Source organism: Pseudomonas sp. Pseusp21 (genome assembly GCF_059492145.1).
Window position 1 is genome coordinate 4,340,177 of sequence record NZ_CP168520.1, and the last position, 23,859, is coordinate 4,364,035.

A 23,859-nucleotide genomic window follows, 5' to 3' on the forward strand; every position below is an offset into this window, starting at 1 on the left:
TCACTGCGTGAGATTGCGTTATGGATGGTATTTTCCTGCAGCAACTGGTCAACGGCCTGACCCTCGGGTCGGTCTATGGCCTGATCGCCATCGGCTACACAATGGTCTACGGCATCATCGGCATGATCAACTTCGCCCACGGCGAGGTTTACATGATTTCTGCTTACCTGGCGGCAATCAGTCTGGCTCTGCTGGCTTACTTCGGTATTGAATCCTTCCCGCTGCTGATGCTCGGCACCCTGGTATTCACCATCGTGATCACGGCGGTGTATGGCTGGGTCATCGAGCGAGTCGCTTACAAACCCCTGCGCAACTCCACCCGACTGGCACCGTTGATCAGCGCCATCGGCATCTCTCTGATTCTGCAGAACTACGCACAGATCGCCCAAGGCGCCAAACAACAGGGCGTTCCCACCCTGCTGACCGGAGCATGGCGTGTCGAAGTCGGTACCGGCTTCGTGCAACTGACCTACACCAAAGTCTTCATCCTGGTGGCCGCATTCGTCGGCATGGGCCTGCTGACCTACGTCATCAAGTACACCAAGCTCGGGCGCATGTGCCGTGCGACCCAGCAGGACCGCAAGATGGCTTCGATCCTCGGCATCAACACCGACCGGGTGATTTCTTACGTGTTCATCATCGGTGCGGCCATGGCGGCGTTGGCCGGCGTGCTGATCACCATGAACTACGGCACCTTCGACTTCTATGCCGGCTTCATCATCGGCATCAAGGCATTTACCGCGGCAGTACTGGGCGGGATCGGTTCGCTGCCTGGCGCCATGCTCGGCGGGATCATCCTCGGGATCTCCGAGTCGCTGTTCTCGGGCCTGGTCAACTCCGACTACAAAGACGTGTTCAGCTTCTCGCTGCTCGTACTTGTTCTGGTCTTCCGGCCTCAGGGCCTGCTGGGCCGTCCTCTTGTGTCGAAGGTGTAAGCGATGTCTTCAACCACTGCAAAATCCATTGATGTCAAAAAAAGCCTGGTTGAGGCGATTCTCGCCGGTCTAATCGCCCTGATTGTGTTCGGGCCGATCGTCGGCGTCGTACTCGACGGCTACAGCTTCAACCTCGAACCGACCCGCGTGGCATGGATCATTGCCATCGTCATGGCCGGCCGCTTTGCCCTCAGTCTGTTCCTGCAAACCCCGAAAGGCCTGCGCATTCTCGACGGATTCGAGAGCACCGGTTCCGGCGTACATGTGCTGGCCCCGGACTACAAATCGCGCCTGCGCTGGATCATCCCGCTGATGATCGCCATCGCCGTGGCGTTGCCGTTCTTCTCCAACTCCTACCTGCTGGGCGTGGTCATCCTCGGACTGATCTACGTGCTGCTGGGTCTTGGCCTGAACATCGTGGTCGGTCTGGCCGGCCTGCTCGACCTGGGTTACGTGGCGTTCTACGCCATCGGCGCCTACGGTCTGGCGCTCGGTTATCAGTACCTCGGCCTGGGCTTCTGGACCGTGCTGCCACTGGCGGCGATCACCGCTGGCCTTGCCGGTTGCATCCTCGGTTTCCCGGTACTGCGCCTGCACGGCGACTACCTGGCGATCGTGACCCTGGGCTTCGGTGAAATCATCCGTCTGGTGCTCAACAACTGGCTGTCCCTGACTGGCGGCCCGAACGGCATGCCGGCGCCATTGCCGACCTTCTTCGGTCTGGAATTCGGCAAGCGGGCGAAGGATGGCGGGGTGCCGTTCCACGAGTTCTTCGGCATCGCCTACAACCCGGACGTGAAGTACTACTTCATCTATGCGGTGCTGTTCCTGGTGGTACTGGCCGTGCTGTACATCAAGCATCGCCTGGTGAAGATGCCGGTCGGCCGCGCCTGGGAAGCCCTGCGTGAAGACGAGATCGCCTGCCGCTCGATGGGCCTCAACCACGTGCTGGTCAAGCTCTCGGCGTTCACTATCGGTGCGTCCACGGCGGGTCTGGCGGGTGTGTTCTTCGCCACCTATCAAGGTTTCGTCAACCCGACCTCGTTCACCTTCTTCGAATCGGCATTGATCCTCGCCATCGTTGTGCTCGGTGGCATGGGCTCGACCATCGGTGTGGTGATTGCAGCGTTCGTGCTGACGGTTGCTCCGGAACTGCTGCGCGGCTTCGCCGAATACCGCGTGCTGCTGTTCGGCATCCTGATGGTGTTGATGATGATCTGGCGACCTCGCGGGCTGATCCGCATCAGCCGCACCGGGGTCACTCCACGCAAAGGTGCCATTCACTATGAGAGGACTGCGCCATGAGTGAAGTCGTACTCTCTGTTGAAAAACTGATGATGCACTTCGGTGGCATCAAGGCCTTGAGCGATGTCAGCCTGAAGGTCAAACGCAACTCGATCTTCGCCCTGATCGGCCCCAACGGCGCCGGCAAGACCACGGTGTTCAACTGCCTGACCGGTTTCTATAAAGCCTCCGGCGGCAAGATCGAACTCAACGTGCGCGGCCAGCAGACCAACGTCATCCAGCTGCTGGGCGAATCGTTCAAGCCGACCGACTTCGTCTCGCCGAAAAACTTTGCCAGTCGCCTGTATTACAAGATGTTCGGCGGCACCCATCTGGTGAACCGCGCGGGCCTGGCCCGGACGTTCCAGAACATTCGCCTGTTCAAGGAGATGTCGGTGCTGGAGAACCTGCTGGTGGCCCAGCACATGTGGGTCAACCGCAACATGCTGGCCGGCATCCTCAACACCAAGGGCTATCGCAAGGCCGAAAGTGATGCGCTGGACTGCGCGTTCTACTGGCTGGAAGTGGTGGATCTGGTGGACTGCGCCAACCGTCTGGCCGGTGAGCTTTCCTACGGCCAGCAACGGCGTCTGGAGATCGCCCGGGCCATGTGCACGCGGCCGCAGATCATCTGCCTCGACGAACCGGCCGCCGGCCTCAACCCTCAGGAAACCGAAGCGCTGAGCGCGATGATCCGGCTGCTGCGCGACGAGCACGATCTGACCGTGGTGCTGATCGAACACGACATGGGCATGGTAATGAGCATTTCCGATCACATCGTGGTGCTGGACCACGGCATCGTCATCGCCGAGGGCGGACCGGATGCCATTCGTAACGATCCGAAAGTGATCGCCGCTTACCTGGGCGCCGACGAAGAGGAAGTCGTATGACGCAACCCATCCTCGAACTCAAGGATCTGGACGTGTTCTACGGCCCGATCCAGGCCCTCAAAGGTGTTTCGCTGCAGATCAACGAAGGGGAAACCGTCAGCCTGATCGGCTCCAACGGTGCCGGCAAATCCACGCTGCTGATGTCGATCTTCGGCCAGCCTCGGGCGGCGGGCGGGCAGATCCTGTATCAGGGCGTGGACATTACCCACAAGTCATCGCACTACATCGCCTCCAACGGCATCGCGCAATCGCCGGAAGGGCGGCGTGTGTTCCCCGACATGACCGTCGAGGAAAACCTGCTGATGGGCACCATTCCGATCGGCGACAAGTACGCCAAGGAAGACATGCAGCGCATGTTCGAGCTGTTCCCGCGGCTCGAGGAGCGCCGTAATCAGCGGGCCATGACCATGTCCGGCGGCGAGCAGCAGATGCTCGCCATCGCCCGGGCGTTGATGAGCCGGCCCAAGCTGTTGCTGCTGGATGAGCCGAGCCTGGGGCTGGCGCCGATCGTGGTCAAACAGATCTTCGCCACCCTGCGGGAACTGGCGAAAACCGGCATGACCATTTTCCTCGTCGAACAGAACGCCAACCATGCGTTGAAGCTGTCCGACCGGGCATACGTGATGGTCAATGGCGAGATCCGCCTGACGGGAACCGGCCAGGAGCTGCTGGTGAACGAGGAGGTGCGTAACGCTTACCTCGGCGGTCACTGATCGTTTGAAGTTGTCCACAAGCCCCGATGCGTGAGTGTCGGGGCTTTTTTGCGCCCGACTGTTCACCGAAGACAGACACGTTCGGGAAATTGTGGAAAACAAAATCGCCAACCTGCCAAAGCGCGACATATAGACGCTGCAAATGGCTGTTTTTCCACAGTTTTGACTTGTCCCCGTTTGCTGTGGAACTGGCTGTGAATAACGTGGGTGTAGCTCGCTGAAAGCCTTTTAAACCGTGGCTTGCAGAGGTGTGATTGTTTTTTGATCAGTATGTTTTTGCTGAGGGGAAGGCCTGTTTGTCAACCTTTTTATAGGGGTACAAAAAGGTGCAGATCGTTGTGGTTAATCCTGTGGATAAGTCTGTGATTAAACTCTGGAAAGACTCGGCTGAGGGCCGTAATTGCTGGCCTCGCGCAATCATGGCCATGACCGGCCGGTCGTGCAAAATGCCCTGCCCGGCACAACTGGTTGTTCAGGGTCAAGCAAAAAACTTTCTGAATCGCTCGCAAAGCCTTGTGTGGCGCGGCTTTGCGCTTTTCCACTTGCCCCCGGAAACTGTGGAAGGGCTTGTGGATAACGTGCGTGCACATGGCTCCAGGCCACGGCGCATATGGCGTAGCGGCCATTGATCAATTAATGAGCAGGATTCGGTGGTTGCCGGTTAAAGCAGGGCCGGGCATGCTGCCCGCTGATTTTCTATTCCAATGGCTGCCCCGGCGGCCGAAGCAAGGAGAACACGATGTCCAACACCCTGTTTATCACCGGCGCGACCTCCGGTTTTGGTGAAGCCTGTGCCCGTCGTTTTGCCGAGGCCGGCTGGAAACTGGTGCTGACCGGTCGTCGTGAAGAACGCCTCAACGCGCTGTGCGCCGAACTGTCGAAGCAAACCGAAGTGCATGGCCTGGTGCTGGACGTGCGTGATCGCAAGGCGATGGAGGAGGCGATTGCCAACCTGCCGCCATCGTTCGCCAAACTGCGTGGCCTGATCAACAACGCCGGGCTGGCGCTGGGCGTGGACCCTGCGCCGAAGTGCGACCTCGACGACTGGGACACCATGGTCGACACCAACGTCAAAGGCCTGATGTACAGCACTCGCCTGTTGCTGCCTCGGCTGATCGCCCACGGTCGTGGCGCCGGCATCATCAACCTCGGCTCCATCGCCGGTAACTATCCGTACCCGGGCAGCCACGTTTATGGCGCGACCAAGGCCTTCGTCAAACAGTTCTCGCTGAACCTGCGCTGCGACCTGCAGGGCACCGGTGTGCGCGTCAGCAACATCGAGCCGGGCCTGTGCGAGAGCGAGTTCTCGCTGGTGCGTTTCGCCGGCGATCAGGCGCGTTACGACGCCACCTACGCCGGTGCCGAGCCGATCCAGCCGCAGGACATCGCCGAGACCATTTTCTGGGTGCTGAACGCGCCGGCGCACATCAACATCAACAGCCTGGAACTGATGCCGGTGAGCCAGACCTGGGCCGGTTTTGCCATCGAGCGCAACAAGGCTTGATACGGTTTTGCCCTCTTTGTCAGTGGGCTGGCAAAGAGGGCAAATCGGCCAAAATCTGGCAGTAAGGTAGACTCACTCCTCAACAACCCCACCGCACCCTGCGGTTTTCAAGGTTTTCGAGGAGTCAAAGTGAGTAACCGAGGTGAGCAGTCGCTGCTCAAACAATCGACCATCCTGATGTTGGCCGTGTCGATCGCCGGGATCGTCACCGGTTTTGTTTCGGGTTCCCAGTCCATCCTGTTCGATGGCTTTTTTTCGCTGATTGCCACCTTCATCAAAGTCCTGATGCTGATCACCGCGAAGCTGATCGCCAAGCAAAGCAACCAGCGCTTCCAGTTCGGCTTCTGGCACCTGGAGCCGATGGTGCTGCTGATCGAGGGCAGTTTCCTGTTGCTGATCGCGATCTACGCGTTTCTCAACGGTGTGTTCGGCATCATCAATGGCGGTCGTGAGATCGAACTGGGGCTGGTGATCATCTACGCGGCGGTGTTCACCGTTGTCGAGTTCGCCTACTTCTTCTACGTCCGGCACCGCAATCGCAAGCTCAAGTCGAGCCTGATCCAGTTCGACAACATCAGCTGGCTGGTGGACGCGATGCTGTCCGTGGGCCTGTTGATCAGTTTCCTTGCGGCGCTGTTGCTCCAGTCCCAGGGTTATGGCGAGTGGGCGAAGTTCGTCGACCCGCTGATTCTCATCGTGCTGGCCCTGACCATGCTGCCGCCGGCCTTCAAGATCCTCGGCCCGGCGCTGCGGGACGTGCTCGGCATTGCGCCGGACACGCTGGACGATCAGGTCCGCCAGGTGATGGACGCGGCCAAGGTCGAGCATGGTTTCGACGACTACGTGTCCTACGTGCAGAAGCACGGGCGGGCGCGGTTTATCGAGATTCATGTGGTGTTGCCAGCAGACTACCGGCTGCAGAGCGTCGGTCAGCTGGACGTGCTACGTGAGGAGATTTCCGCGAAGCTGGGCAAACCGGATGCGGCGCGCTGGCTGACCATCAGCTTCACTGGCGACCGGAAGTGGATTGCCTGATGTTTGCGGCGAGGGAGCCTGCTCCCTCGCCACGGATGTCAGCTCAGATAGTCGGCAATGCCGCGATAGCAGGTCGCCAGGTGATACGGCGTAGTCGACGGCATGTCCTTGCGGCTGACCTCGCCCTGATCGTCACGGCATTCGTGCCAGCCGCCGGCGTGCAGGAAGCGCTGTTGCAGCGCCTGCAACTGGCGCAGCACCGCGCTTTCACTGCCCGGACGCAAGGTCAGGGCGCGCAGGTACTCGGCCTGGGCCCAGATGCGCTGGGTCGAATCCTTCCCGTGTCCTTGCGGATCAAGCATGGCCAGCACCGCACCGGTGTCGGCCTCGACGCCCTGTTGTTCGGTGAAGGCAAACGCACGATCCACTGCCGCGTGCAGCTTCGACCCGCGCAGCAGCGGTGAGGATTCGAGCAGGAAATACCATTCGAACTGATGCCCCGGCTCAAACCAGTTATCCACAGCCCCCAGCGGTTTTTCCATCAGTACGCCCTGTTGCGGTTCGATGAAGTGCTTGTGCATGGCTGTGCATAACTCGCTCAGCGCCTGCTGGGTCTGGGGATCTTCGCGCACGGCCAGCGTGGCCAGGAAGGCCTCGGCCAAGTGCATCAGCGGGTTTTGCAGCGGGCCGGTTTCCAGCGTGATCCAGTCGCGGTCGAGGCAGGCTTCGTAGAGGCCGTCACCGGTGGCGAAGCGTCGGCCGATGACTTCCAGCGCGGCGTTCAGGGTCGATTCGACCAGGGGCTCGCGGGATTTTTCCCAGTAGTGGGCGCAGGCAAACAGGATGAAGGCGTGGGTGTAGAGGTCCTTGCGCTGATCCAGCGGTTTGCCCTGTGGATCGATGCTGTAGAACCAGCCGCCGTGCTCGGCATCGTGGAAGTGCCGTTGCAGGGAACGGAACAGTGCAGCCGCGCGGACTTCGGCGTTATCCACAACCCCGATCAGGCTGGAAAACAGGTACAGCTGCCGTGCGCAGGCCATGGCCCGATAGCGCTGCGGTGGCAGCGGCTGATGTGCGCCGTCCAGCGCCTCGTAAGGCAACGCCATGTCGGCGTTCCAGCCCGGTCCTTGCCAGAGGGGCACGATCACGTTCAGAAAGTGCTGTTGCACTTCGCCGAACAGGGCGGTCAGTTCAGGCAGGGAGGTGGAGCGGGAAGCGTGGGGCATGGGCGGACGTCGTCACGGCAGGGGCGATTGCGCGACATGGTAGCAGAGAGTGGCGATCGATCGTTCCCGCGCCATGCGCGGGAACGATCAGAGGTGCAGTTCAGCCGGCCAACAACCACGCGCCCGTCACCGCCGAAGCGGCTCCGGCCAGTCGAACCAGCGGCGCGGCCGCCTGAGGCAGAAAACGCACGACCGCATAACCCGCTGCGTGCAGCGCCGCGGTCGCGACCACGAAACCGGCGGCATACGCCCAAGGGCTCGACATGTCCGGCAACTCGAGGCCGTGGGCCACGCCGTGGAACAACGCAAACAGCGCCGTCGCCGCCACCGCCATCACCAGCGGCGGACGCACCGCCAATGCCACCGCCAGACCCAGCGCCAGCACCGAGGCGGCAATCCCGCTTTCCAGCGCCGGCAATTCCAGTCCTTCAAAACCGAGCAGGCCGCCGATCAGCATGGTGCCGACAAAGGTGCACGGCAGCGCCCAGCGTGCGGCGCCTTGCTGCTGCGCGGCCCACAGGCCGACGGCCAGCATTGCCAGCAAATGGTCGAGACCGCCGATCGGGTGGCTGATGCCGGCCACCAGGCCAGAGTCGCCGTGGCCAGGGTGGGCGAAGGCCAGGGCCGGAGTCAGCAGCAGCGCGACAGCGCCGAGAATGCGTTTGAGTGTCATGGATAAGCTTCCTTGTTGATCAGTGAATCAGGCTGCGGTCAGCAGGCCCTGGCGTTCGATGAAGGCGATGATGTCTTCCAGGCCCTGACCGGTTTTCTGGTTGCTGAACACGAACGGCTTGCCGTTGCGCATGCGTTGGGTGTCGCTGTTCATCATCTCCAGCGAGGCGCCGACCAGCGGCGCAAGGTCGATCTTGTTGATCACCAGCAGGTCGGATTTGCAAATGCCGGGCCCGCCCTTGCGCGGCAGCTTGTCGCCGGCGGAAACGTCGATCACGTAGATGGTCAGGTCGGACAGTTCCGGGCTGAAGGTTGCGGAAAGGTTGTCGCCGCCGGACTCCACCAGAATCAGGTCCAGCCCGGGAAAGCGGCGGTTCAGTTGATCCACCGCTTCGAGGTTGATCGAAGCGTCTTCGCGGATCGCCGTGTGCGGGCAGCCGCCGGTTTCCACGCCGATGATGCGTTCCGGCGCCAGGGCTTCGTTGCGCACCAGAAAGTCGGCGTCTTCGCGGGTATAGATGTCGTTCGTGACTACAGCCAGGTTGTAGCGCTCGCGCAGGGCCAGGCACAGGGCCAGGGTCAACGCGGTCTTGCCGGAACCGACCGGGCCGCCGATGCCGACGCGCAGGGGTTGTGTGTTCATGTGATTCTCCAGATAAAAGGCCCTAGGAACGGAACAGGCGGCTGTACTGGCGCTCATGGGCCATGCACGCCAGGGACAGACCGAACGCGGCGCTGCCGAGGTGTTCGGGGTTGATTCGGGTGGCGTCCTGCTGCGCCTGTTGCAGCAGCGGCAGCAGTTCGCTGGTCAGGCGCTGGGCGGCTTGCTGGCCCAGCGGCAAGGTTTTCATCAGCACCGCGAGCTGGTTTTCCAGCCAGCTCCACAGCCACGCGGCGAGGGCGTCCTGCGGGCTGATCTGCCAGGCGCGAGCCGCCAAGGCCCAGCACAGGGCCAGGTGCGGCTCGGCGCAATGTTCGAGAAAGTCCCGCGCGGGCTGATCGAGTTCGGGCAAGCCGTTGAGCAATTGCTGCAACGAGTAGCCCATCTGCCGGCTCTCCAGATGCAGTTCGCGGGTTTCGCGGCTGGCGCGATGGCTCTCGCAGAGCTTGCGCAATTCATCCCAGTGTTCGTCCGCGGCGGCCTGGCAATGGGCGAGCAACATGGGCGCCTCGAACCGCGCGAGGTTGAGCAGCAATTGATCGCTGATCCAGCGGCGGGCGCTGTCCGGGCTGTCGACGCGGCCGTTATCCACAGCCATTTCCAGGCCCTGGGAATAGCTGTAGCCGCCAATCGGCAATTGCGGACTGGCCAGGCGCAGCAGCGCCCAGGCCGGGTTCACAGACGGACGCCGAACTGATGGAGTTTCGGCGCGTAGTTGAAGTCTTCGTCACCGTGCCGCGAATGGTGATGGCCGCCGCCGTAGGCGCCGTGTTCCGGCTGGAACGGGGCCTCGATCGATTCCACGGCGGCGCCGAGCTGTTCGAGCATCGCCTTGAGCACGTAATCGTCAAGCAGCCGCAGCCAGCCGTCACCGACTTGCAGCGCAACATGGCGGTTGCCCAGGTGATAGGCGGCGCGGGTCAGTTCGAAAGCATTGGCGCAGGTGACGTGCAGCAATTGTTCGGGGCGGGCGCAGACCCGGACGATCCGGCCATCTTCGGCTTGCAGGCACTCGCCGTCATACAGCGGCGGCTGACCGCGCTCCAGAAACAGTCCGACGTCCTCGCCTTCGGCACTGAAACAGCGCAGGCGGCTTTTGCTCCTGGCTTCGAAGGTCAGGTGCAACTCGGCGGCCCAGACGGGTTGAGGGTCGATTCTGCGATGAATCACCAGCATCGGAAAGCTTCCAGCAATGGACAATGCTCAGGCTAGAGCAAGGGGCTTGCCAATCGGACGAAGCGTAGGAAAACCCTGTCGGAGCCTAGTGGATGTTTCAAGATGTTGCAGGATTGTGAGATGTTTTGGTGCATGAAGTTTTTTACATGCACCAATTTGCGGCGCAAAAAAATCGCAGCTCAAGGCTGCGATTTTTTGCTTTCTCACTCGGTACTGCCGAGCCCTTGCCAGTGCTTCAGCCCGATGAAGATAAAGCGCAACTGCTGGGTGATCTTCGCCTGGGGCGTCAGATGCTCCGGCAGGGCTTCGGCCGGCGGGTCGATGATGTCCGGCAGGGTGGCGAACACCGATTTGACGATCAGGTCGGCCATCACGCTCAGGCCATCGCGATTCAGATGCTGAAGCTTGGGCATCAGGGCCAGGTCCGCCGCCAGGTCGGAGCTGATGTCTTCACGCAAGCGGCCGATGGCCTGACGCACCGGCAGCGATCCGCCGTACTGCTCGCGGGCCAGAAACAGGAATTGCGAACGGTTGGCGCTGACCACATCGAGAAAGATTCGCACCGACGCATCGATGATGCCGCCCATGACAAATTCGTTGTGGCGTACCAGGCGGATGGTTTCGCGGAAGGTCTGGCCGACTTCACTGACCAGCACCAGGCCGAGTTCGTCCATGTCGGCGAAATGCCGGTAGAAACCGGTGGGCACGATGCCGGCGGTTTTCGTCACTTCACGCAGGCTCAGGCTGCCGAATCCTCGGCCGCTTTCCATCAGGTGGCGGGCAGCGTCCATCAGGGCGTTGCGGGTCTGTTGTTTCTGTTCGGCGCGGGGCAGCATCGCAAGGGAGTGTTCTTAGGCAAGACAAGCGCCGCACTCTAGCAAATCGGCTTTGTCGGCGTCGAACGGCAGGGGGGATGAAAGCGGGAAATCGCGACTTCTTTATACAGGCTGCTGAAAAGTCAAAAGCCCAATCCGGGGATTGGGCTTTTTTTCCAGGCCGCCATGGGCTTAGCTCAAAGCGCTGTTGCGTTCGATCACACGGTCACCACCACCTTCGGCCAGAGTTTGACCTTGTGGAGTGCGGTCACCACCGTCCGATGCCAGGGTCTGGCCTTGGGGAGTGCGGTCGCCGCCGTCAGAAGCCAGAGTCTGACCTTGTGGGGTACGGTCGCCGCCGTCAGATGCCAGGGTTTGACCTTGTGGAGTGCGATCCGAACCGTCTTGAACCAGACCTTTCTCTTCCAGACGATCGCGGCCGCCTTCAGCTACGGTTTGACCTTGTGGGGTTTTGTCATAGCCATCTTGAACCAGGCCTTTTTCTTCCAGACGGTTACGACCGTTTTCAGCCAGGGTCTGGCCTTGTGGAGTGCGGTCGGAGCCATCAGCAGCAACGGTCTGGCTGAACACCGAGTGGCTGGTTTTGACTTGCGGAGTCGCTTGATCGGCAGCTGGCAGAGCGAAAGCGGTGCTGGCCAGCATCGAGAGGGTAAGACTGAACAGAAGTTGGCGTTTCATGATGGGTTGCTCCTTGGGAGGGCGATAAAGTGGGTACGAAGCTAATGCTACTCTCGATAAGTCGATATAAAAGTTCATAAACACAATGGTAATAATCAACAGAATTGATTGTTCCATTGGGAGGCTCTAGCTCGGGCGTTTCAGGCGGGCGGTTTTGCACTGCGGTGGGTATTTTCCACCCACTTGCGCCCCGCAAATGTGCGGGGCCGGTAACGCCAAATCAACCGATCGGTCAGAATGGCGACCGTTTTTTCCCCTCGCTGGGGCTTTGGATTAAACCTGCGGGCTGTTTGTCAGTCACAGATTTCATGAGGGCCATCATGGCCTGCCGTTTCAGCTGCGTCGTGCCAATGGATGCAGTCGTCTTCAGGAGCTTTGTGCATGACGCGCACCCGTAAAATCTTCGCCTGGACCTTCGCCACCCTTGTGCTGCTTCTGGCGGTGCTGGTGTTGGTCATCGTGTTTTTCGACTGGAACCGGATCAAGCCGCCGCTCAATGCCAAAGTCTCGGAAGAATTGCACCGACCGTTCGCCATCAACGGCAACCTGTCGGTGGTCTGGCGGCGCGAAATCGACGAGGGCGGCTGGCGCGCCTGGGTGCCGTGGCCGCATGTAGTGGCCGAAGACCTGACGCTGGGCAATCCGGACTGGTCGAAGCAGCCGCAGATGGTCACCCTCAAACGGGTCGAGCTGCGCATTTCACCGCTGGCCTTGCTGGCGCAACGGGTGACGATCCCGCGGATCGACCTGACTGAGCCGAACGCACAATTGCAGCGCCTGGCCGACGGTCGCGCCAACTGGACCTTCAAGTTCGATCCCAAGGACCCGAACGCCGAGCCCTCGAACTGGGTGGTCGACATCGGCGCCATCGGTTTCGACAAGGGCCACGTCACCCTGGATGACCAGACCCTCAGGACCAACCTCGACTTGCTGATCGATCCGCTGGGCAAGCCGATTCCGTTCAGCGATATCGTCGGTGACAAAGCCGCGAAAACCGCACAGGACAAGGGCGGGGCACCGCAGGATTACGCCTTCGGCCTGAAAGTCACCGGCCAGTACCACGGCCAGAAACTTGCCGGCCAGGGCAAGATCGGCGGTCTGCTGGCGCTGCAGGACGCGAGCAAACCGTTCCCGTTGCAGGCCCAGGTGAAGATCGGCGATACCAGCGTCGAACTCGCCGGCACCCTGACCGATCCGCTGAATCTCGGCGCCCTCGACCTGCGCCTGAAACTGGCGGGCGCCAGCCTCGGCAATCTGTATCCGCTGACCGGCGTAACCCTGCCGGACACCCCGCCTTATGCCACCGACGGCCATTTGATCGCCAAGCTGCATGAGCCGGGCGGCGCGCAGTTCCGCTACGAACAGTTCAACGGCAAGATCGGTAGCAGCGACATCCATGGCGATCTGGCTTACGTCGCCAGCCAGCCACGGCCGAAGCTGAGTGGCGCGCTGCTGTCCAATCAATTGCTGTTCGCTGACCTCGCGCCGCTGATCGGTGCCGACTCCAATGCCAAGCAGAAGGCCCGTGGCGGCGAGAGCAAACAGCCGGCGGACAAGGTGTTGCCGGTGGAAGAATTCAAGACCGAGCGCTGGCGCGACATGGACGCCGACGTCGAATTCACCGGCAAACGCATCGTCCACAGCGAAGAACTGCCGTTCACCGACCTCTATACCCACCTGAAACTCAACGACGGCGAACTGAGTCTGGAGCCACTGCGCTTCGGCGTGGCCGGCGGCAATCTCGACGCGCAGATTCGTCTCAACGGTCGTACCGAGCCACTGGAAGGCCGGGCCAAATTGACCGCGCGCAAGTTCAAGCTCAAACAGCTGTTCCCGACCTTCGAACCGATGAAGACCAGTTTCGGTGAACTCAACGGCGATGCCGACATTGCCGGTCGCGGCAACTCGGTGGCGAAGCTGTTGGGCGGTGCCAACGGCAACCTGAAGATGCTGATCAACGACGGCGCGATCAGTCGCGAGTTGATGGAGCTGGCAGGCCTGAACGTCGGCAACTACGTGGTCGGCAAGATCTTTGGCGACAAGGAAGTGAAGATCAACTGCGCGGCGGCGGACTTCGACATCAAGACTGGCCTGGCGAGCACGCGGCTGTTTGTGTTCGATACCGAGAACGCAATCATCTACATCGATGGCACGGCGAACATGGCCACCGAGCAACTGGACCTGACGGTGACGCCGGAATCCAAGGGCTGGCGTCTGATTTCCCTGCGCTCGCCACTGTACGTGCGTGGCAAGTTCATCAAGCCGGATGCCGGGGTGAAAGCGGTGCCGTTGATGTTGCGCGGGGCGGGGATGGTGGCGTTGGGCGTGATCGCCGCGCCGGCGGCGGGGCTGTTGGCGCTGGTGGCGCCGAGCGGTGGCGAGCCGAATCAGTGCGCGCCGTTGCTGGAGCAGATGAAGGCGGGCAAGGCGCCGGTGACCGTCAAACCCACCAAGTAATCGCAGCAACCCGATCGTTCCCATGTCGAACCGTCTGCGTGGGAACGCCGCCATGGACGCTCTTGGGACGCGGAGCGTCCCGGGATGCATTCCCACGCAGAGCGTGGGAACGATCGGTCAGCGGGGGTAGCGGGGATTAGAGGTCTTTCAGGATGTCCGCCATGTCATCGGCATGCTCTTCTTCCTGAGCCAGGATGTCTTCGAAGATCCGGCGGGTGGTCGGGTCCTTTTCACCGATGTACTGGATGATCTCGCGGTAGCTGTCGATGGCGATCCGCTCGGCCACCAGGTCCTCGTAGACCATTTCCTTCAAGGTGTTGCCGGCCACGTATTGCGCGTGGGACATCTTCGACAGCAAGTCCGGGTTGAACTCGGGCTCGCCGCCCAGTTGCACGATGCGTTCGGCGAGACGGTCGGCGTGTTCGGCTTCCTGGGTGGCATGTTCCAGGAACTCGTTGGCGGCGACGTTGGCTTTCAGGCCGTTGGCCATGAAGTAGTGGCGCTTGTAGCGCAAGACGCAGACCAGTTCAGTGGCCAGCGACTCGTTGAGCAGGCGCAGCACTTCTTCACGGTTGGCGCTGTAGCTTTCGGTCACCGCGCCGTTTTCCACGTGCTGACGTGCGCGCTCGCGCAGGGTTTGAACATCAGACAAATGCAGATCACTCATTTCAGTCTCCTGGAGGCTAATCCGATTGGCGTCACGTTCTGCTGACGTGATCGTTACCAGGTTGTGAGTGATGAACGCGGCAAAAAGTTTTGTCGGATTCAGCGCGGGGCATGTCCCGAAAGCAATGCCTCCTCGCGCAGCCAGGCAAAAAACGCCTTCACCGGTGGATGCCGTTCACGGCCCGGTACGCAAAGTGCGCTGTAACCGGCGCCATCCACCTGCACTTCACCCTTGTACGGCACCAGCAGACCACTGGCGACGCTCTGCGACACCAGAATATTGCTCGCCAGCACCAGCCCCTGTCCGGCAATGGCCGCTTGCAGGGCGTAATGTTCTTCGTCGTATTCGCGGACGGCCGGTTGCTGATTCAACCAGTTCTCGCCCGACTGCGCGCACCACGCCTCCCAGCCGTGAGCGTAGAGCTTCGAATTGTGCCAATGCACGCTGATCAGCGCCGGGGTGCGACGGGCGGCCAGCGCCACCTGTTCCGGCGAGCCGTACACGCCGAACGATTCATCGAACAGGCACAACCCGTAGAGGTTCGGGTAATCGTCGAGGCTGTAGCGCAATACCAGGTCGACACTGGCGTCCTGATGCAGATCGATCACTTCGCAATGCGTATCCAGGCGCACATTGATGTTCGGGTGCCTGGCGTAAAACCGCCCCAGTCGCGGCACCAGCCACAGCGCAGCAAACGCGGCGGTGGTCGACAGCGTCAGGCTGCTGCCGCTGCGTTGTGGGCGCAGGGTGTCGACGCTTTGCGCCACTTCCAGAAACGCGCCGTGCAGGCTGCGAAACAGCCGCTCGCCGCCCTCGGTCAGGCGCACCTGACGCGGCAGGCGTTCGAACAGCGCCACGCCGAGCCAGTCCTCCAGCGCGCGGATCTGGTGGGAAATCGCCGTCGGCGTCACCGCCAGTTCTTCGGCGGCCGCCTTGAAACTCAACAGGCGCGAGGCGGATTCGAACGCGCGCAGGGCGGTCAGGGGCAAGGCAGCAAACATGGAAACTCCACGGATGAAATCAATTCATCCCGACTGATTTTTGCTCATTTGAGGCGATGAGGTGATGCCTGCAATCTGGCGCCACACCGTCACTCAAGTCTAGTCCCAAGGAGATTCAGATGAGCAAGATTCTTGCGATCCATGCCAGCCCACGCGGTGAGCGTTCTCATTCGCGGCGTCTGGCAGAAACCTTTCTCAGCGCCTGGCAAGTTCGTCATCCACAGGCGCAGGTTACCCGCCGTGAAGTCGGGCGGGCATTGATTCCGGCGGTGAATGAAGCGTTTGTCGCGGCGGCGTTCTACCCGGAACCCGAGGCTCGGCCGCTGACGATGCAAGCCGATCTGGCGCTCAGCGATCAACTGGTGGGCGAGCTGTTCGATCACGACCTGCTGCTGATTTCCACGCCGATGTACAACTTCAACGTACCCAGCGGCCTCAAGGCCTGGGTCGATCAGATCGTGCGGTTGGGCCTGACGTTCGACCACACCCTGGACAACGGCATCGCCCAGTACACGCCGCTGTTGCACGGTAAGAAGGCGCTGATCGTCACCAGTCGCGGCGGTTTCGGTTTCGGCCCGGGCGGAGAGCTGGAGGCGCTGAACCACGCCGATCCATGGCTGCGCACCGCGCTGGGCTTCATCGGCATCAACGATGTCACGGTGGTCGCCGCCGAGGGCGAGGAATCCGCCGAGCGCACCTTCGCGGTGTCGGTGGCCGAGGCCGAGCAGCGCCTGCTCGACCTGGCCCGGGAGTTCTAGGTGGCCTGGCTGTTTCTGCTGATTGCGGCCGGGTTTGAGGTCACCTTCGCCATGGGCATGAAGTACGCCGAGGGTTTCACCCGGCTCTGGCCATCGCTGATCACTGTGGTCGCGGCGGTGGGCGGGGTGTACTTCCTGACCCTGGCGATGCGCGAGTTGCCGGTGAGCATCGCCTACCCGATCTGGACCGCCATCGGCTCGCTCGGCACGGTGTTTCTCGGTTTCGCCCTGCTGGGCGAGAGCTTGACGCTGGTGAAGTTACTGTCGGTGGGGCTGATTGTGGCGGGGGTGGTGGGGCTGAAGTAGGCTGGTCGTGGAGTTGTCATCATCGAGGAGGATGCTTGGCGGGCGTTTTGCACGCCCTGCATCCACTCACCGACCACAAGGATGTTTGCCCATGTCGCAAGATTCGGCCACACGTTACCCACTGGTGCTGGTGCCGGGAATGCTCGGTTTCATCCGTCTGGTGCTGTACCCCTACTGGTACGGGATCATCAAAGCGTTGCGCCGGGGTGGGGCGACGGTGATTGCGGTGCAGGTGTCGCCGCTCAATTCCACCGAAGTGCGCGGCGAGCAGTTGCTGGCGCGCATCGATGAAATCCTGCGTGAGACCGGCGCGGCCAAGGTCAATCTGTTCGGCCATAGCCAGGGCTCGCTGACGGCGCGTTACGCGGCGGCCAAGCGTCCGGATCTGGTGGCGTCGGTGACGTCGGTGGCCGGCCCCAATCACGGTTCGGAACTGGCCGACTATCTGGCGAAACATTATCCGGCGGACAGCGCCAAGGGCCGAATCCTCGAGGCACTGTTGCGTTTTGTCGGCTGGCTGATGGCGCTGCTGGAAACCGGCTACCACGGGCCGAAACTGCCGGTGGATATCCACGCCTCGCACAACTCGCTGACCACCGAAGGCGTGGCGCTGTTCAACCAGCGTTATCCACAGGGCCTGCCGCAAACCTGGGGCGGGCACGGGCCGGAAGAGGTCAACGGGGTGCGTTATTACTCGTGGTCCGGCACGTTGCAGCCGGGCAAGACCGATCGCGGTGGCAACCTGTTCGACGGCACCAACCGCAGTTGCCGGTTGTTCGCCAAAACCTTCGTGCGCGAGCCGGGGCAGTGCGACGGCATGGTCGGACGCTACAGCTCGCACCTGGGCACGGTCATCGGCGATGACTACCCGATGGATCACTTCGACATCGTCAACCAGTCACTGGGACTGGTCGGCAAAGGCGCGGATCCGGTGCGGCTGTTTGTCGAGCATGCGGCACGGTTGAAAGCCGCAGGAGTCTAGGCTGCGCTTGGAGTGCGGGAGCGACCGAGGACGGTGGTCCAACGCTCGGAAAGAATCACCCCGCCCAGCGTCAGCAAACCACCGACCAGGTGATACATCGCCAGTTGTTCCTTCAATACCACCGCAGCAATCAGCGCGGTGATCAACGGCAGCAGGTTAAAGAACAGCGTGGTCCGGCTCGGCCCCAGGCGCTGCACGGCCTGCATCCAGGCCAGCGGCGCGAGCATCGAGGCCAGCAGGCACGCGTACAGCACCAGCGGAATGTTCTGCAAGGTCAGGCCGGTTTTCGGCGACACGGCGTACAGCGGAAACAGCACCACCACCGCCACCAGCACCTGCAAATACAGCAACACCAGCGGCGGCAGGCGCAGCTGCCACTTTTTCAGCAGGGTGCTATAGATCGCGTAGGCGAGGGTGGCGACCAGCATCATCGCGTCACCCAGGTTCACCCCGTGTTGCAGCAACGCGCCGAGGCTGCCGGACGACACCACCACCAGCACACCGGCGAACGACAGCACCGCACCGACCAGCGCACCGGCGGTCAGGCGCTGGCCGAGGCTGATGATCGCCATGGCCAGCGACATCAGCGGCATCAGGGACAGGATGATGCCCATGTTGGTGGCGCTGGTCAGGGTCGCGGCGAAGTAGGCCAGGCTCTGATAGACCGCCATGCCGAGCACGCCGAGGATGAAAATCTTGCCCAGATTCGGGCGGATCTGCGGCCAGTGCGCGATCACCTTCTTGAGCATGAACGGGGTAAACAGCAGGCCGGCGAGCAGCCAGCGGTAAAAGCCGATCTCGGCGGGAAAGATCGCACCGACCGCGAGCTTGTTGATCACGGTGTTGCCGGCCCAGATGAAAATCGCCAGCAGGGGAAACGCGTATTGCATGGGAGGAGAAACCAGTACGTTGATGAACGGCGATTATCCCCTGTCTGGATGCAGGCCTATACTGCGAACCGGACAACCCGCCCCTGATTCCGGACAGCATGAACAGTAAACACATCGATCTGCTGGATTTCAGCGAACTGCCGTCGGCAGTGTATTTCCGCTATGCCGATTTCAATGCCCACGAATACGCCGCGCCGCATCGCCATCCGTGGGGCACGTTGGAATACGCGGCCCACGGCGTGCTGCATATGGATGTCGATGGCAGCCGCTTCATGTCGCCGCCGCAGTACGCGGTGTGGGTGCCGCCGCAGGTCGAGCACAGTTTCTACAGTCATCAGCCGGTCAATTATCGGGCGGTGTGCCTGGCGCCGGAGGTCTGTTCCGATTTGCCGGCGCAGGCCTGCACTCTCGCGATCAGCGACATTCTCAAGGCGATCCTCAAGGACTTCGCCGCCCGTGATGTGAAGATCCCCGCGTTCGAAGCCGACCAGCGCCTGGCCCAGGTGTTGGTGGATCAACTGCGCCAGGCGCCGGTGCACCAATGCTATTTGCCTTACGCCAGCAGCCCCGGTTTGCTGACCATTCTCGAAACCCTGCAGGCCGAGCCCGGCAACAATCAGCCGCTGGCGCACTGGGCGGCGCAGGTGCATGTCAGTGAGCGCACCCTGGCTCGGCAATTCGTGCGGGAGCTGGGGATGAGTTTCGGCGAATGGCGTCAGCGGCTGCGTTATCTCGCGGCCATCGAGGCGCTGGAGTCTGCGCGCAGCGTGCAGGAAATCGCTTTCGATCTCGGCTACAGCAGCGGCTCGGCCTTCATCGCCATGTTTGCCCGGCAGGCCGGATGTACCCCGGAGCAGTATCGGCGCAGCCATCTTGAGGCCAGGAAGGTGTAACAAGCTTTGACTACACTCCAGCAGAGGCCACCTCCATCGAGGCGGCGCCAAGGAGAAAACTCCATGAAGATGTTGCGTGTCCCTTTGTTGATGATCGGTCTGCTGCTGTGCTCCCAGGGTTTCGCCGCCACGGCGCAACAGAACAAGATGACCACCTGCAACGCCGACGCCACGGCCAAGAGCCTCAAGGGCGACGAGCGCAAAGCCTTCATGAGCACCTGCCTCAAGGCAGCCCCAGCGGCCAACGACGCCAAGGCCCTGACCCCGCAGCAACAGAAAATGAAAACCTGCAACGCCGATGCGGCCACCAAGGCGCTGACGGGTGATGCGCGCAAGACGTTCATGAGTGATTGTCTGAAGAAAAAATAAAGCGGGTTTGAGTGGTGACTGGCCGATGTGTCCGGCTTGGGATCCAGGCCCTCACCCTAACCCTCTCCCAGAGGGAGAGGGGACCGATTGGCTGGTTTTTGCGCCGACCTGAACGTGCGGCGCTGAATCCGGAATCGACCAGGTCTTTCAGGTTACGGGAGTTCTCTAAATCTACTCGGTCAGTTCCCTCTCCCTACGGGCGGTCCGACGTTTCGGGAGGGCTAGGGTGAGGGGTGGTTCTCAAGCCGAGCCCCAAACCTACAAACACCGCATATCCCTAGTGCTCCCCAAGGATCGCTGGCAGACTGCCAATCCTTTTACGCCGTTCGTTTTGAGGCTGTATGCCAACGTTTTCTGAGCGTCATGTTGTGTTCTGGGTCAGTTGCATCATCATTTTCGGCGGTCTGTTGCTGGTGTTGCCATTGCGTTTGCTGCCCAGTCTGCTGGCCGGGTTGCTGGTGTTTGAACTGGTCAACATGCTCACCCCGCAACTGCAACGGCTGATCGAAGGCCGGCGTGCGCGGTGGCTGGCGGTGGCGCTGCTGGGCACGCTGGTGGTGAGTGTGCTGGCGCTGATCTTTGCCGGGGCTATCAGTTTCCTGTTGCACGAGGCGGAAAACCCCGGCGCTTCCCTCGACAAATTCATGGGTGTGGTTGATCGCGCCCGCGGGCAACTGCCGCCATTTATCGATAGCTACCTGCCGGCCAGTGCCGCCGAGTTCCGGGTGGCCATCGGTGAATGGGCGAGCAAGCATTTGTCCGAACTGCAACTGGTGGGCAAGGACGCGGCGCACATGTTCGTGACGCTGCTGATCGGCATGGTGCTGGGCGCGATCATCGCCTTGCAGCGCGTGCCGGACGTCACCAAGCGCAAGCCGCTGGCGGCCGCCCTGTTCGACCGTCTGCATCTGCTGGTCCAGGCGTTTCGCAATATCGTGTTCGCGCAGATCAAGATTTCCCTGCTCAACACCTTCTTCACCGGGATTTTCCTGGCGGTGGTCCTGCCGCTGTTCGGGATCAAGCTGCCGCTGACCAAGACCCTGATCGTGCTGACCTTCCTGCTCGGTCTGCTGCCGGTGATCGGCAATCTGATGTCGAACACGCTGATCACTATCGTCGGCCTGTCGCTGTCGATCTGGGTGGCGATTGCGGCGCTGGGTTACCTGATCTTTATCCACAAGCTCGAATACTTTCTCAACGCGCGCATCGTCGGCGGGCAGATCAGTGCCAAGTCCTGGGAGTTGCTGCTGGCGATGCTGGTGTTCGAGGCCGCGTTCGGCCTGCCGGGGGTGGTGGCGGGGCCGATTTATTACGCGTATCTGAAGAGTGAGCTGAAGCTGGGCGGGATGGTTTAAAAGCAGCTGCGAGTTTTGAGCTGCAAGCCGCAAGAAAAAGGCAAGAGCGGTGGTCGCTCTTGCCTTTGCTTTTACTTGTAGCTTGAAGCTTGCAACTTGAGGCTGGCGTTAAACGCCGTAGCGCTTCATGGCTTCAATCGCCAGACCGCTACCAATGCTGCCGAAGATGTTGCCTTCAACATGCCGCGCGTTCGGCAGCATCGCCGAGACGCTGTTGCGCAGTGCCGGAATGCCGCTGGAACCACCGGTGAAGAACACCGTATCGACCTGACCCACCGCCACATTGGCGTCGGCCAACAATTGGGTGACGCTGGCGCGCACGCGCTCGAGCTGCGACTCGATGGCCGACTCGAACAGCGCCCGGGTCAGTTCCACGCTCAGGCCCGACTCAATGCGATCCAGCGGCACATGGCGACTGTCGTTGTGGGTCAGGTGGATCTTGGTTTCTTCCACTTCCATCGCCAGCCAGTGCCCGGCGCGCTGTTCGATCAGCTTGAACAGACGATCGATGCCGCCGGTGTCCTCGATGTCGTAACGCATGCTGCCCAGGGCCAGGGTCGATTTCTGCGAGTACACCGAGTTGATGGTGTGCCAGGTCGCCAGGTTCATGTGGTGGCTGGTTGGCATGAACGCGCCGCTCTTCATGCGGCTGCCGTAGCCGAACAGCGGCATCAGGCCTTGCAGACTCAACTGTTTGTCGAAGTCGGTCCCGCCGATGTGCACGCCGCCGGTGGCGAGGATGTCGTCGTGACGGTTATCCACACCGCGACGCTCGGGCGACAGGCGCACCAGCGAGAAGTCCGACGTACCACCGCCGATGTCGACGATCAGTACCAGTTCTTCTTTTTCGATGGTCGACTCATAGTCGAACGCTGCGGCAATCGGTTCGTACTGGAACGAAACGTCCTTGAAGCCGAGCTTGCGTGCCACTTCCACCAAGGTGTCCTCGGCTTCCTGGTCGGCCAGCGGATCGTCGTCGACGAAGAACACCGGACGGCCCAGCACCACTTGCTCGAACTCACGACCGGCGGTCGCTTCGGCGCGGCTCTTGAGCTGGCCGATGAACAGCCCGAGCAAGTCCTTGAACGGCATCGCGGTGCCGAGGACGCTGGTGTCGTGTTTGATCAGCTTGGAACCCAGCAGGCTCTTGAGCGAGCGCATCAGCCGGCCTTCGTAGCCTTCCAGGTACTCGTGCAGCGCCAGACGGCCGTATACCGGACGGCGCTCTTCGATGTTGAAAAAGACCACCGACGGCAGGGTGATCTTGTCGTCTTCCAGCGCGATCATCGTTTCCATGCCGGGGCGCAGCCAGCCGACGGTGGAGTTGGACGTGCCGAAGTCGATGCCGCAGGCACGGGCTGGAGAGGCGTCTTTCATGGTCTTTCGGTTCCGGTCAAAAAACGGCCGCGCAGTGTATGTCAGTGCGCGACAGATTCGAAGGCCGGTCATCTGCTATTTCACGACTAAGCTTGCTTGAAACTCGGCGCTTTGCCCCAAACTTGCTGGCATGGGCCGGCAGACATACCGGCGGTCGCAAGAACCGCCGTCCACTGCCGATAAACTTCTGCTGCGCCACCCGGTCACAACCTTGAGATCGGTCAACCCGGCACGCGCGAATAGGCGCATGCTGGCATCGGCGCGAAATCGATAACGGATGGTGATTCCTTCGATGGACTTCAAAGACTATTACAAGATACTCGGCGTGGAGCCGACGGCTGACGACAAGGCAATCAAGGCTGCCTATCGCAAGCTGGCGCGCAAATACCACCCCGATGTCAGCAAGGAAAAGGACGCCGAGGCCAAGTTCAAGGACGCCTCGGAAGCCTATGAAGCGCTGAAAAGCGCCGACAAGCGCGCCGAATACGACGAACTGCGTCGTTATGGCCAGCACGGTCAGCCGTTTCAGGGCCCGCCGGGCTGGCAAAGCCGTGGCGGCAGTGGCGACACCGGCGACTTCTCGGACTTCTTCAGTTCGATCTTCGGCAATCGCGGCCCCGGTTTCGGTGGCGGCGCTGGCCGGCAATCCCGCAGCGCCGGACGGCGAGGGCAAGACGTGGAACTGGAACTGCCGATCTTTCTGGAAGAGACGCTTTCGAACGAATCGAAAAAGATCAGCTTCCAGGTGCCGCAATACAACGGCTCGGGCCAGCACGTCAGCAACACCAGCAAGAGCCTGAACGTGAAGATCCCGGCCGGCGTGGCCGACGGCGAGCGTATCCGCCTCAAGGGCCAGGGCGCACCGGGCATCGGTGGCGGCGCCAATGGCGATCTGTACCTGACCATCCGTTTCGCGCCACACCCGAAATTCGACGTTGAAGGCGAAAATCTGATCATCACCTTGCCGCTCGCTCCCTGGGAGCTGGCGCTGGGCGCCGAAGTGGCCGTGCCGACCCTCACCGGCAAGATCAACCTCAAGGTCCCGGCCGGCAGCCAGAACGGCCAGCGCATGCGTGCCAAGGGCCACGGTCTGCAGAACAAGGCGGGCGAGCGCGGTTATCTGTTCGTCCAGCTAAAGGCCGTGATGCCCAAAGCCAACGGCGATGACGTCAAGGCGCTGTGGCAGGAACTGGCGAAGAAGGCCGCCTTCAACCCGCGCGAGAACTTCTGATACTGACGACGGAGTAGCCCATC

Annotated in this window: 25 protein-coding genes; 14 read left to right on the forward strand and 11 right to left on the reverse strand. The window is 61.5% G+C overall.

The window, feature by feature from the left end:
* Nucleotides 1–20: 20 nt before the first annotated feature.
* The 6 genes from ACEN93_RS19730 to ACEN93_RS19755 all read left to right on the forward strand — a co-directional run bounded on the left by ACEN93_RS19730 (nucleotide 21) and on the right by ACEN93_RS19755 (nucleotide 6,361).
* Entirely contained in the window at nucleotides 21–935 is a 915-nt protein-coding gene (locus ACEN93_RS19730) for an ABC transporter permease subunit (RefSeq protein WP_039766704.1), read from the forward strand.
* A gap of 3 nt (nucleotides 936–938) precedes the next feature.
* Complete coding sequence (gene livM, locus ACEN93_RS19735; RefSeq protein ID WP_064593135.1) at nucleotides 939–2,240, forward strand: high-affinity branched-chain amino acid ABC transporter permease LivM; 1,302 nt, start codon at nucleotides 939–941, stop codon at nucleotides 2,238–2,240.
* Complete coding sequence (locus ACEN93_RS19740; RefSeq protein ID WP_007950657.1) at nucleotides 2,237–3,109, forward strand: ATP-binding cassette domain-containing protein; 873 nt, start codon at nucleotides 2,237–2,239, stop codon at nucleotides 3,107–3,109. The genes livM and ACEN93_RS19740 overlap by 4 nt, the downstream gene beginning before the upstream one ends.
* On the forward strand, nucleotides 3,106–3,822 hold the full coding sequence (locus tag ACEN93_RS19745) for an ABC transporter ATP-binding protein (protein ID WP_011332208.1): 717 nt from the start codon (nucleotides 3,106–3,108) through the stop codon (nucleotides 3,820–3,822). The genes ACEN93_RS19740 and ACEN93_RS19745 overlap by 4 nt, the downstream gene beginning before the upstream one ends.
* Before the next feature lie 739 nt (nucleotides 3,823–4,561).
* Nucleotides 4,562–5,326: an SDR family oxidoreductase gene (locus tag ACEN93_RS19750; protein ID WP_011332209.1), complete on the forward strand. Its 765-nt coding sequence runs from the start codon at nucleotides 4,562–4,564 to the stop codon at nucleotides 5,324–5,326.
* A gap of 129 nt (nucleotides 5,327–5,455) precedes the next feature.
* A complete protein-coding gene (locus tag ACEN93_RS19755; RefSeq protein ID WP_495610409.1) occupies nucleotides 5,456–6,361 on the forward strand; it encodes a cation diffusion facilitator family transporter in 906 nt (301 codons plus the stop codon).
* A gap of 38 nt (nucleotides 6,362–6,399) precedes the next feature.
* Here the strand turns inward: ACEN93_RS19755 and ACEN93_RS19760 are convergent, their stop codons facing one another.
* The 7 genes from ACEN93_RS19760 to ACEN93_RS19790 all read right to left on the reverse strand — a co-directional run bounded on the left by ACEN93_RS19760 (nucleotide 6,400) and on the right by ACEN93_RS19790 (nucleotide 11,550).
* On the reverse strand, nucleotides 6,400–7,527 hold the full coding sequence (locus tag ACEN93_RS19760; RefSeq protein ID WP_495610410.1) for an AGE family epimerase/isomerase: 1,128 nt from the start codon (nucleotides 7,525–7,527) through the stop codon (nucleotides 6,400–6,402).
* Nucleotides 7,528–7,627: 100 nt separating this feature from the next.
* Nucleotides 7,628–8,200, reverse strand: coding sequence for a HupE/UreJ family protein (locus tag ACEN93_RS19765; protein ID WP_074689651.1), 573 nt, complete (start codon nucleotides 8,198–8,200; stop codon nucleotides 7,628–7,630).
* A 27-nt stretch (nucleotides 8,201–8,227) separates the two neighbouring features.
* A complete protein-coding gene (gene ureG, locus ACEN93_RS19770; RefSeq protein ID WP_007950645.1) occupies nucleotides 8,228–8,842 on the reverse strand; it encodes an urease accessory protein UreG in 615 nt (204 codons plus the stop codon).
* A 22-nt stretch (nucleotides 8,843–8,864) separates the two neighbouring features.
* Nucleotides 8,865–9,539, reverse strand: coding sequence for an urease accessory protein UreF (locus tag ACEN93_RS19775; protein ID WP_039766717.1), 675 nt, complete (start codon nucleotides 9,537–9,539; stop codon nucleotides 8,865–8,867).
* Nucleotides 9,536–10,036 carry an urease accessory protein UreE gene (gene ureE / locus ACEN93_RS19780; protein WP_007950631.1) on the reverse strand — a complete coding sequence of 167 codons (501 nt, stop codon included), beginning with the start codon at nucleotides 10,034–10,036 and terminating at the stop codon, nucleotides 9,536–9,538. Before ureE ends, ACEN93_RS19775 begins: the two co-directional genes overlap by 4 nt.
* Nucleotides 10,037–10,239: 203 nt before the next feature.
* Nucleotides 10,240–10,872: a TetR family transcriptional regulator gene (locus ACEN93_RS19785; protein ID WP_039766718.1), complete on the reverse strand. Its 633-nt coding sequence runs from the start codon at nucleotides 10,870–10,872 to the stop codon at nucleotides 10,240–10,242.
* Nucleotides 10,873–11,043: 171 nt separating this feature from the next.
* Complete coding sequence (locus ACEN93_RS19790) at nucleotides 11,044–11,550, reverse strand: hypothetical protein (RefSeq protein WP_039766719.1); 507 nt, start codon at nucleotides 11,548–11,550, stop codon at nucleotides 11,044–11,046.
* Nucleotides 11,551–11,931: 381 nt separating this feature from the next.
* Between ACEN93_RS19790 and ACEN93_RS19795 the strand changes: the two genes are divergently transcribed.
* Entirely contained in the window at nucleotides 11,932–14,007 is a 2,076-nt protein-coding gene (locus ACEN93_RS19795) for an AsmA family protein (protein ID WP_074689654.1), read from the forward strand.
* 136 nt (nucleotides 14,008–14,143) lie between these two features.
* Here ACEN93_RS19795 and ACEN93_RS19800 read toward each other — a convergent pair whose 3' ends face one another.
* The gene (locus tag ACEN93_RS19800; protein ID WP_039766721.1) at nucleotides 14,144–14,674 is read right to left on the reverse strand and encodes a ferritin-like domain-containing protein; all 531 of its coding nucleotides are present in this window, start codon (nucleotides 14,672–14,674) and stop codon (nucleotides 14,144–14,146) included.
* 98 nt (nucleotides 14,675–14,772) lie between these two features.
* Entirely contained in the window at nucleotides 14,773–15,675 is a 903-nt protein-coding gene (locus ACEN93_RS19805; protein ID WP_495610411.1) for a LysR substrate-binding domain-containing protein, read from the reverse strand.
* Between the two features lie 119 nt (nucleotides 15,676–15,794).
* On the opposite strand from ACEN93_RS19805, the gene ACEN93_RS19810 reads away from it, so the two are divergent.
* The 3 genes from ACEN93_RS19810 to ACEN93_RS19820 all read left to right on the forward strand — a co-directional run bounded on the left by ACEN93_RS19810 (nucleotide 15,795) and on the right by ACEN93_RS19820 (nucleotide 17,721).
* Complete coding sequence (locus ACEN93_RS19810; protein WP_103386766.1) at nucleotides 15,795–16,433, forward strand: FMN-dependent NADH-azoreductase; 639 nt, start codon at nucleotides 15,795–15,797, stop codon at nucleotides 16,431–16,433.
* Nucleotides 16,434–16,739: a DMT family transporter gene (locus tag ACEN93_RS19815; protein ID WP_011332220.1), complete on the forward strand. Its 306-nt coding sequence runs from the start codon at nucleotides 16,434–16,436 to the stop codon at nucleotides 16,737–16,739.
* 91 nt (nucleotides 16,740–16,830) lie between these two features.
* Nucleotides 16,831–17,721 (forward strand): esterase/lipase family protein, encoded by an 891-nt coding sequence (locus ACEN93_RS19820; RefSeq protein WP_085611041.1) that lies wholly within the window; start codon nucleotides 16,831–16,833, stop codon nucleotides 17,719–17,721.
* Here the strand turns inward: ACEN93_RS19820 and ACEN93_RS19825 are convergent.
* Nucleotides 17,718–18,611: a DMT family transporter gene (locus ACEN93_RS19825; protein ID WP_074689659.1), complete on the reverse strand. Its 894-nt coding sequence runs from the start codon at nucleotides 18,609–18,611 to the stop codon at nucleotides 17,718–17,720. The two genes, ACEN93_RS19820 and ACEN93_RS19825, sit on opposite strands and share 4 nt — an antisense overlap.
* 98 nt (nucleotides 18,612–18,709) lie before the next feature.
* On the opposite strand from ACEN93_RS19825, the gene ACEN93_RS19830 reads away from it, so the two are divergent.
* The 3 genes from ACEN93_RS19830 (at nucleotide 18,710) to ACEN93_RS19840 (ending at nucleotide 21,228) form a co-directional block, all read left to right on the forward strand.
* Complete coding sequence (locus tag ACEN93_RS19830; RefSeq protein WP_074689660.1) at nucleotides 18,710–19,504, forward strand: AraC family transcriptional regulator; 795 nt, start codon at nucleotides 18,710–18,712, stop codon at nucleotides 19,502–19,504.
* 63 nt (nucleotides 19,505–19,567) lie between these two features.
* Nucleotides 19,568–19,873: a PsiF family protein gene (locus ACEN93_RS19835; protein ID WP_011332224.1), complete on the forward strand. Its 306-nt coding sequence runs from the start codon at nucleotides 19,568–19,570 to the stop codon at nucleotides 19,871–19,873.
* Nucleotides 19,874–20,214: 341 nt separating this feature from the next.
* Nucleotides 20,215–21,228: an AI-2E family transporter gene (locus ACEN93_RS19840; RefSeq protein WP_039766732.1), complete on the forward strand. Its 1,014-nt coding sequence runs from the start codon at nucleotides 20,215–20,217 to the stop codon at nucleotides 21,226–21,228.
* Between the two features lie 108 nt (nucleotides 21,229–21,336).
* On the opposite strand, the gene ACEN93_RS19845 is transcribed toward ACEN93_RS19840, so the two are convergent.
* Nucleotides 21,337–22,605: an Hsp70 family protein gene (locus ACEN93_RS19845; protein ID WP_074689661.1), complete on the reverse strand. Its 1,269-nt coding sequence runs from the start codon at nucleotides 22,603–22,605 to the stop codon at nucleotides 21,337–21,339.
* Between the two features lie 292 nt (nucleotides 22,606–22,897).
* Here ACEN93_RS19845 and ACEN93_RS19850 point away from each other — a divergent pair, with 292 nt between their 5' ends.
* Nucleotides 22,898–23,836, forward strand: coding sequence for a DnaJ C-terminal domain-containing protein (locus ACEN93_RS19850; RefSeq protein WP_039766790.1), 939 nt, complete (start codon nucleotides 22,898–22,900; stop codon nucleotides 23,834–23,836).
* The last annotated feature ends 23 nt before the right edge of the window (nucleotides 23,837–23,859 follow it).

What these genes read in the sequence shown, in the direction of transcription:
- ACEN93_RS19730 (WP_039766704.1), top strand. Translation starts at nt 21, where the DNA reads ATGGATGGTATTTTCCTGCAGCAACTGGTCAACGGCCTGACCCTCGGG.
- livM (WP_064593135.1), top strand. Translation starts at nt 939, where the DNA reads ATGTCTTCAACCACTGCAAAATCCATTGATGTCAAAAAAAGCCTGGTT.
- ACEN93_RS19740 (WP_007950657.1), top strand. Translation starts at nt 2,237, where the DNA reads ATGAGTGAAGTCGTACTCTCTGTTGAAAAACTGATGATGCACTTCGGT.
- ACEN93_RS19745 (WP_011332208.1), top strand. Translation starts at nt 3,106, where the DNA reads ATGACGCAACCCATCCTCGAACTCAAGGATCTGGACGTGTTCTACGGC.
- ACEN93_RS19750 (WP_011332209.1), top strand. Translation starts at nt 4,562, where the DNA reads ATGTCCAACACCCTGTTTATCACCGGCGCGACCTCCGGTTTTGGTGAA.
- ACEN93_RS19760 (WP_495610410.1), bottom strand. Translation starts at nt 7,527, where the DNA reads ATGCCCCACGCTTCCCGCTCCACCTCCCTGCCTGAACTGACCGCCCTG.
- ACEN93_RS19765 (WP_074689651.1), bottom strand. Translation starts at nt 8,200, where the DNA reads ATGACACTCAAACGCATTCTCGGCGCTGTCGCGCTGCTGCTGACTCCG.
- ureG (WP_007950645.1), bottom strand. Translation starts at nt 8,842, where the DNA reads ATGAACACACAACCCCTGCGCGTCGGCATCGGCGGCCCGGTCGGTTCC.
- ureE (WP_007950631.1), bottom strand. Translation starts at nt 10,036, where the DNA reads ATGCTGGTGATTCATCGCAGAATCGACCCTCAACCCGTCTGGGCCGCC.
- ACEN93_RS19785 (WP_039766718.1), bottom strand. Translation starts at nt 10,872, where the DNA reads ATGCTGCCCCGCGCCGAACAGAAACAACAGACCCGCAACGCCCTGATG.
- ACEN93_RS19790 (WP_039766719.1), bottom strand. Translation starts at nt 11,550, where the DNA reads ATGAAACGCCAACTTCTGTTCAGTCTTACCCTCTCGATGCTGGCCAGC.
- ACEN93_RS19795 (WP_074689654.1), top strand. Translation starts at nt 11,932, where the DNA reads ATGACGCGCACCCGTAAAATCTTCGCCTGGACCTTCGCCACCCTTGTG.
- ACEN93_RS19800 (WP_039766721.1), bottom strand. Translation starts at nt 14,674, where the DNA reads ATGAGTGATCTGCATTTGTCTGATGTTCAAACCCTGCGCGAGCGCGCA.
- ACEN93_RS19805 (WP_495610411.1), bottom strand. Translation starts at nt 15,675, where the DNA reads ATGTTTGCTGCCTTGCCCCTGACCGCCCTGCGCGCGTTCGAATCCGCC.
- ACEN93_RS19810 (WP_103386766.1), top strand. Translation starts at nt 15,795, where the DNA reads ATGAGCAAGATTCTTGCGATCCATGCCAGCCCACGCGGTGAGCGTTCT.
- ACEN93_RS19820 (WP_085611041.1), top strand. Translation starts at nt 16,831, where the DNA reads ATGTCGCAAGATTCGGCCACACGTTACCCACTGGTGCTGGTGCCGGGA.
- ACEN93_RS19825 (WP_074689659.1), bottom strand. Translation starts at nt 18,611, where the DNA reads ATGCAATACGCGTTTCCCCTGCTGGCGATTTTCATCTGGGCCGGCAAC.
- ACEN93_RS19830 (WP_074689660.1), top strand. Translation starts at nt 18,710, where the DNA reads ATGAACAGTAAACACATCGATCTGCTGGATTTCAGCGAACTGCCGTCG.
- ACEN93_RS19835 (WP_011332224.1), top strand. Translation starts at nt 19,568, where the DNA reads ATGAAGATGTTGCGTGTCCCTTTGTTGATGATCGGTCTGCTGCTGTGC.
- ACEN93_RS19840 (WP_039766732.1), top strand. Translation starts at nt 20,215, where the DNA reads ATGCCAACGTTTTCTGAGCGTCATGTTGTGTTCTGGGTCAGTTGCATC.
- ACEN93_RS19845 (WP_074689661.1), bottom strand. Translation starts at nt 22,605, where the DNA reads ATGAAAGACGCCTCTCCAGCCCGTGCCTGCGGCATCGACTTCGGCACG.
- ACEN93_RS19850 (WP_039766790.1), top strand. Translation starts at nt 22,898, where the DNA reads ATGGACTTCAAAGACTATTACAAGATACTCGGCGTGGAGCCGACGGCT.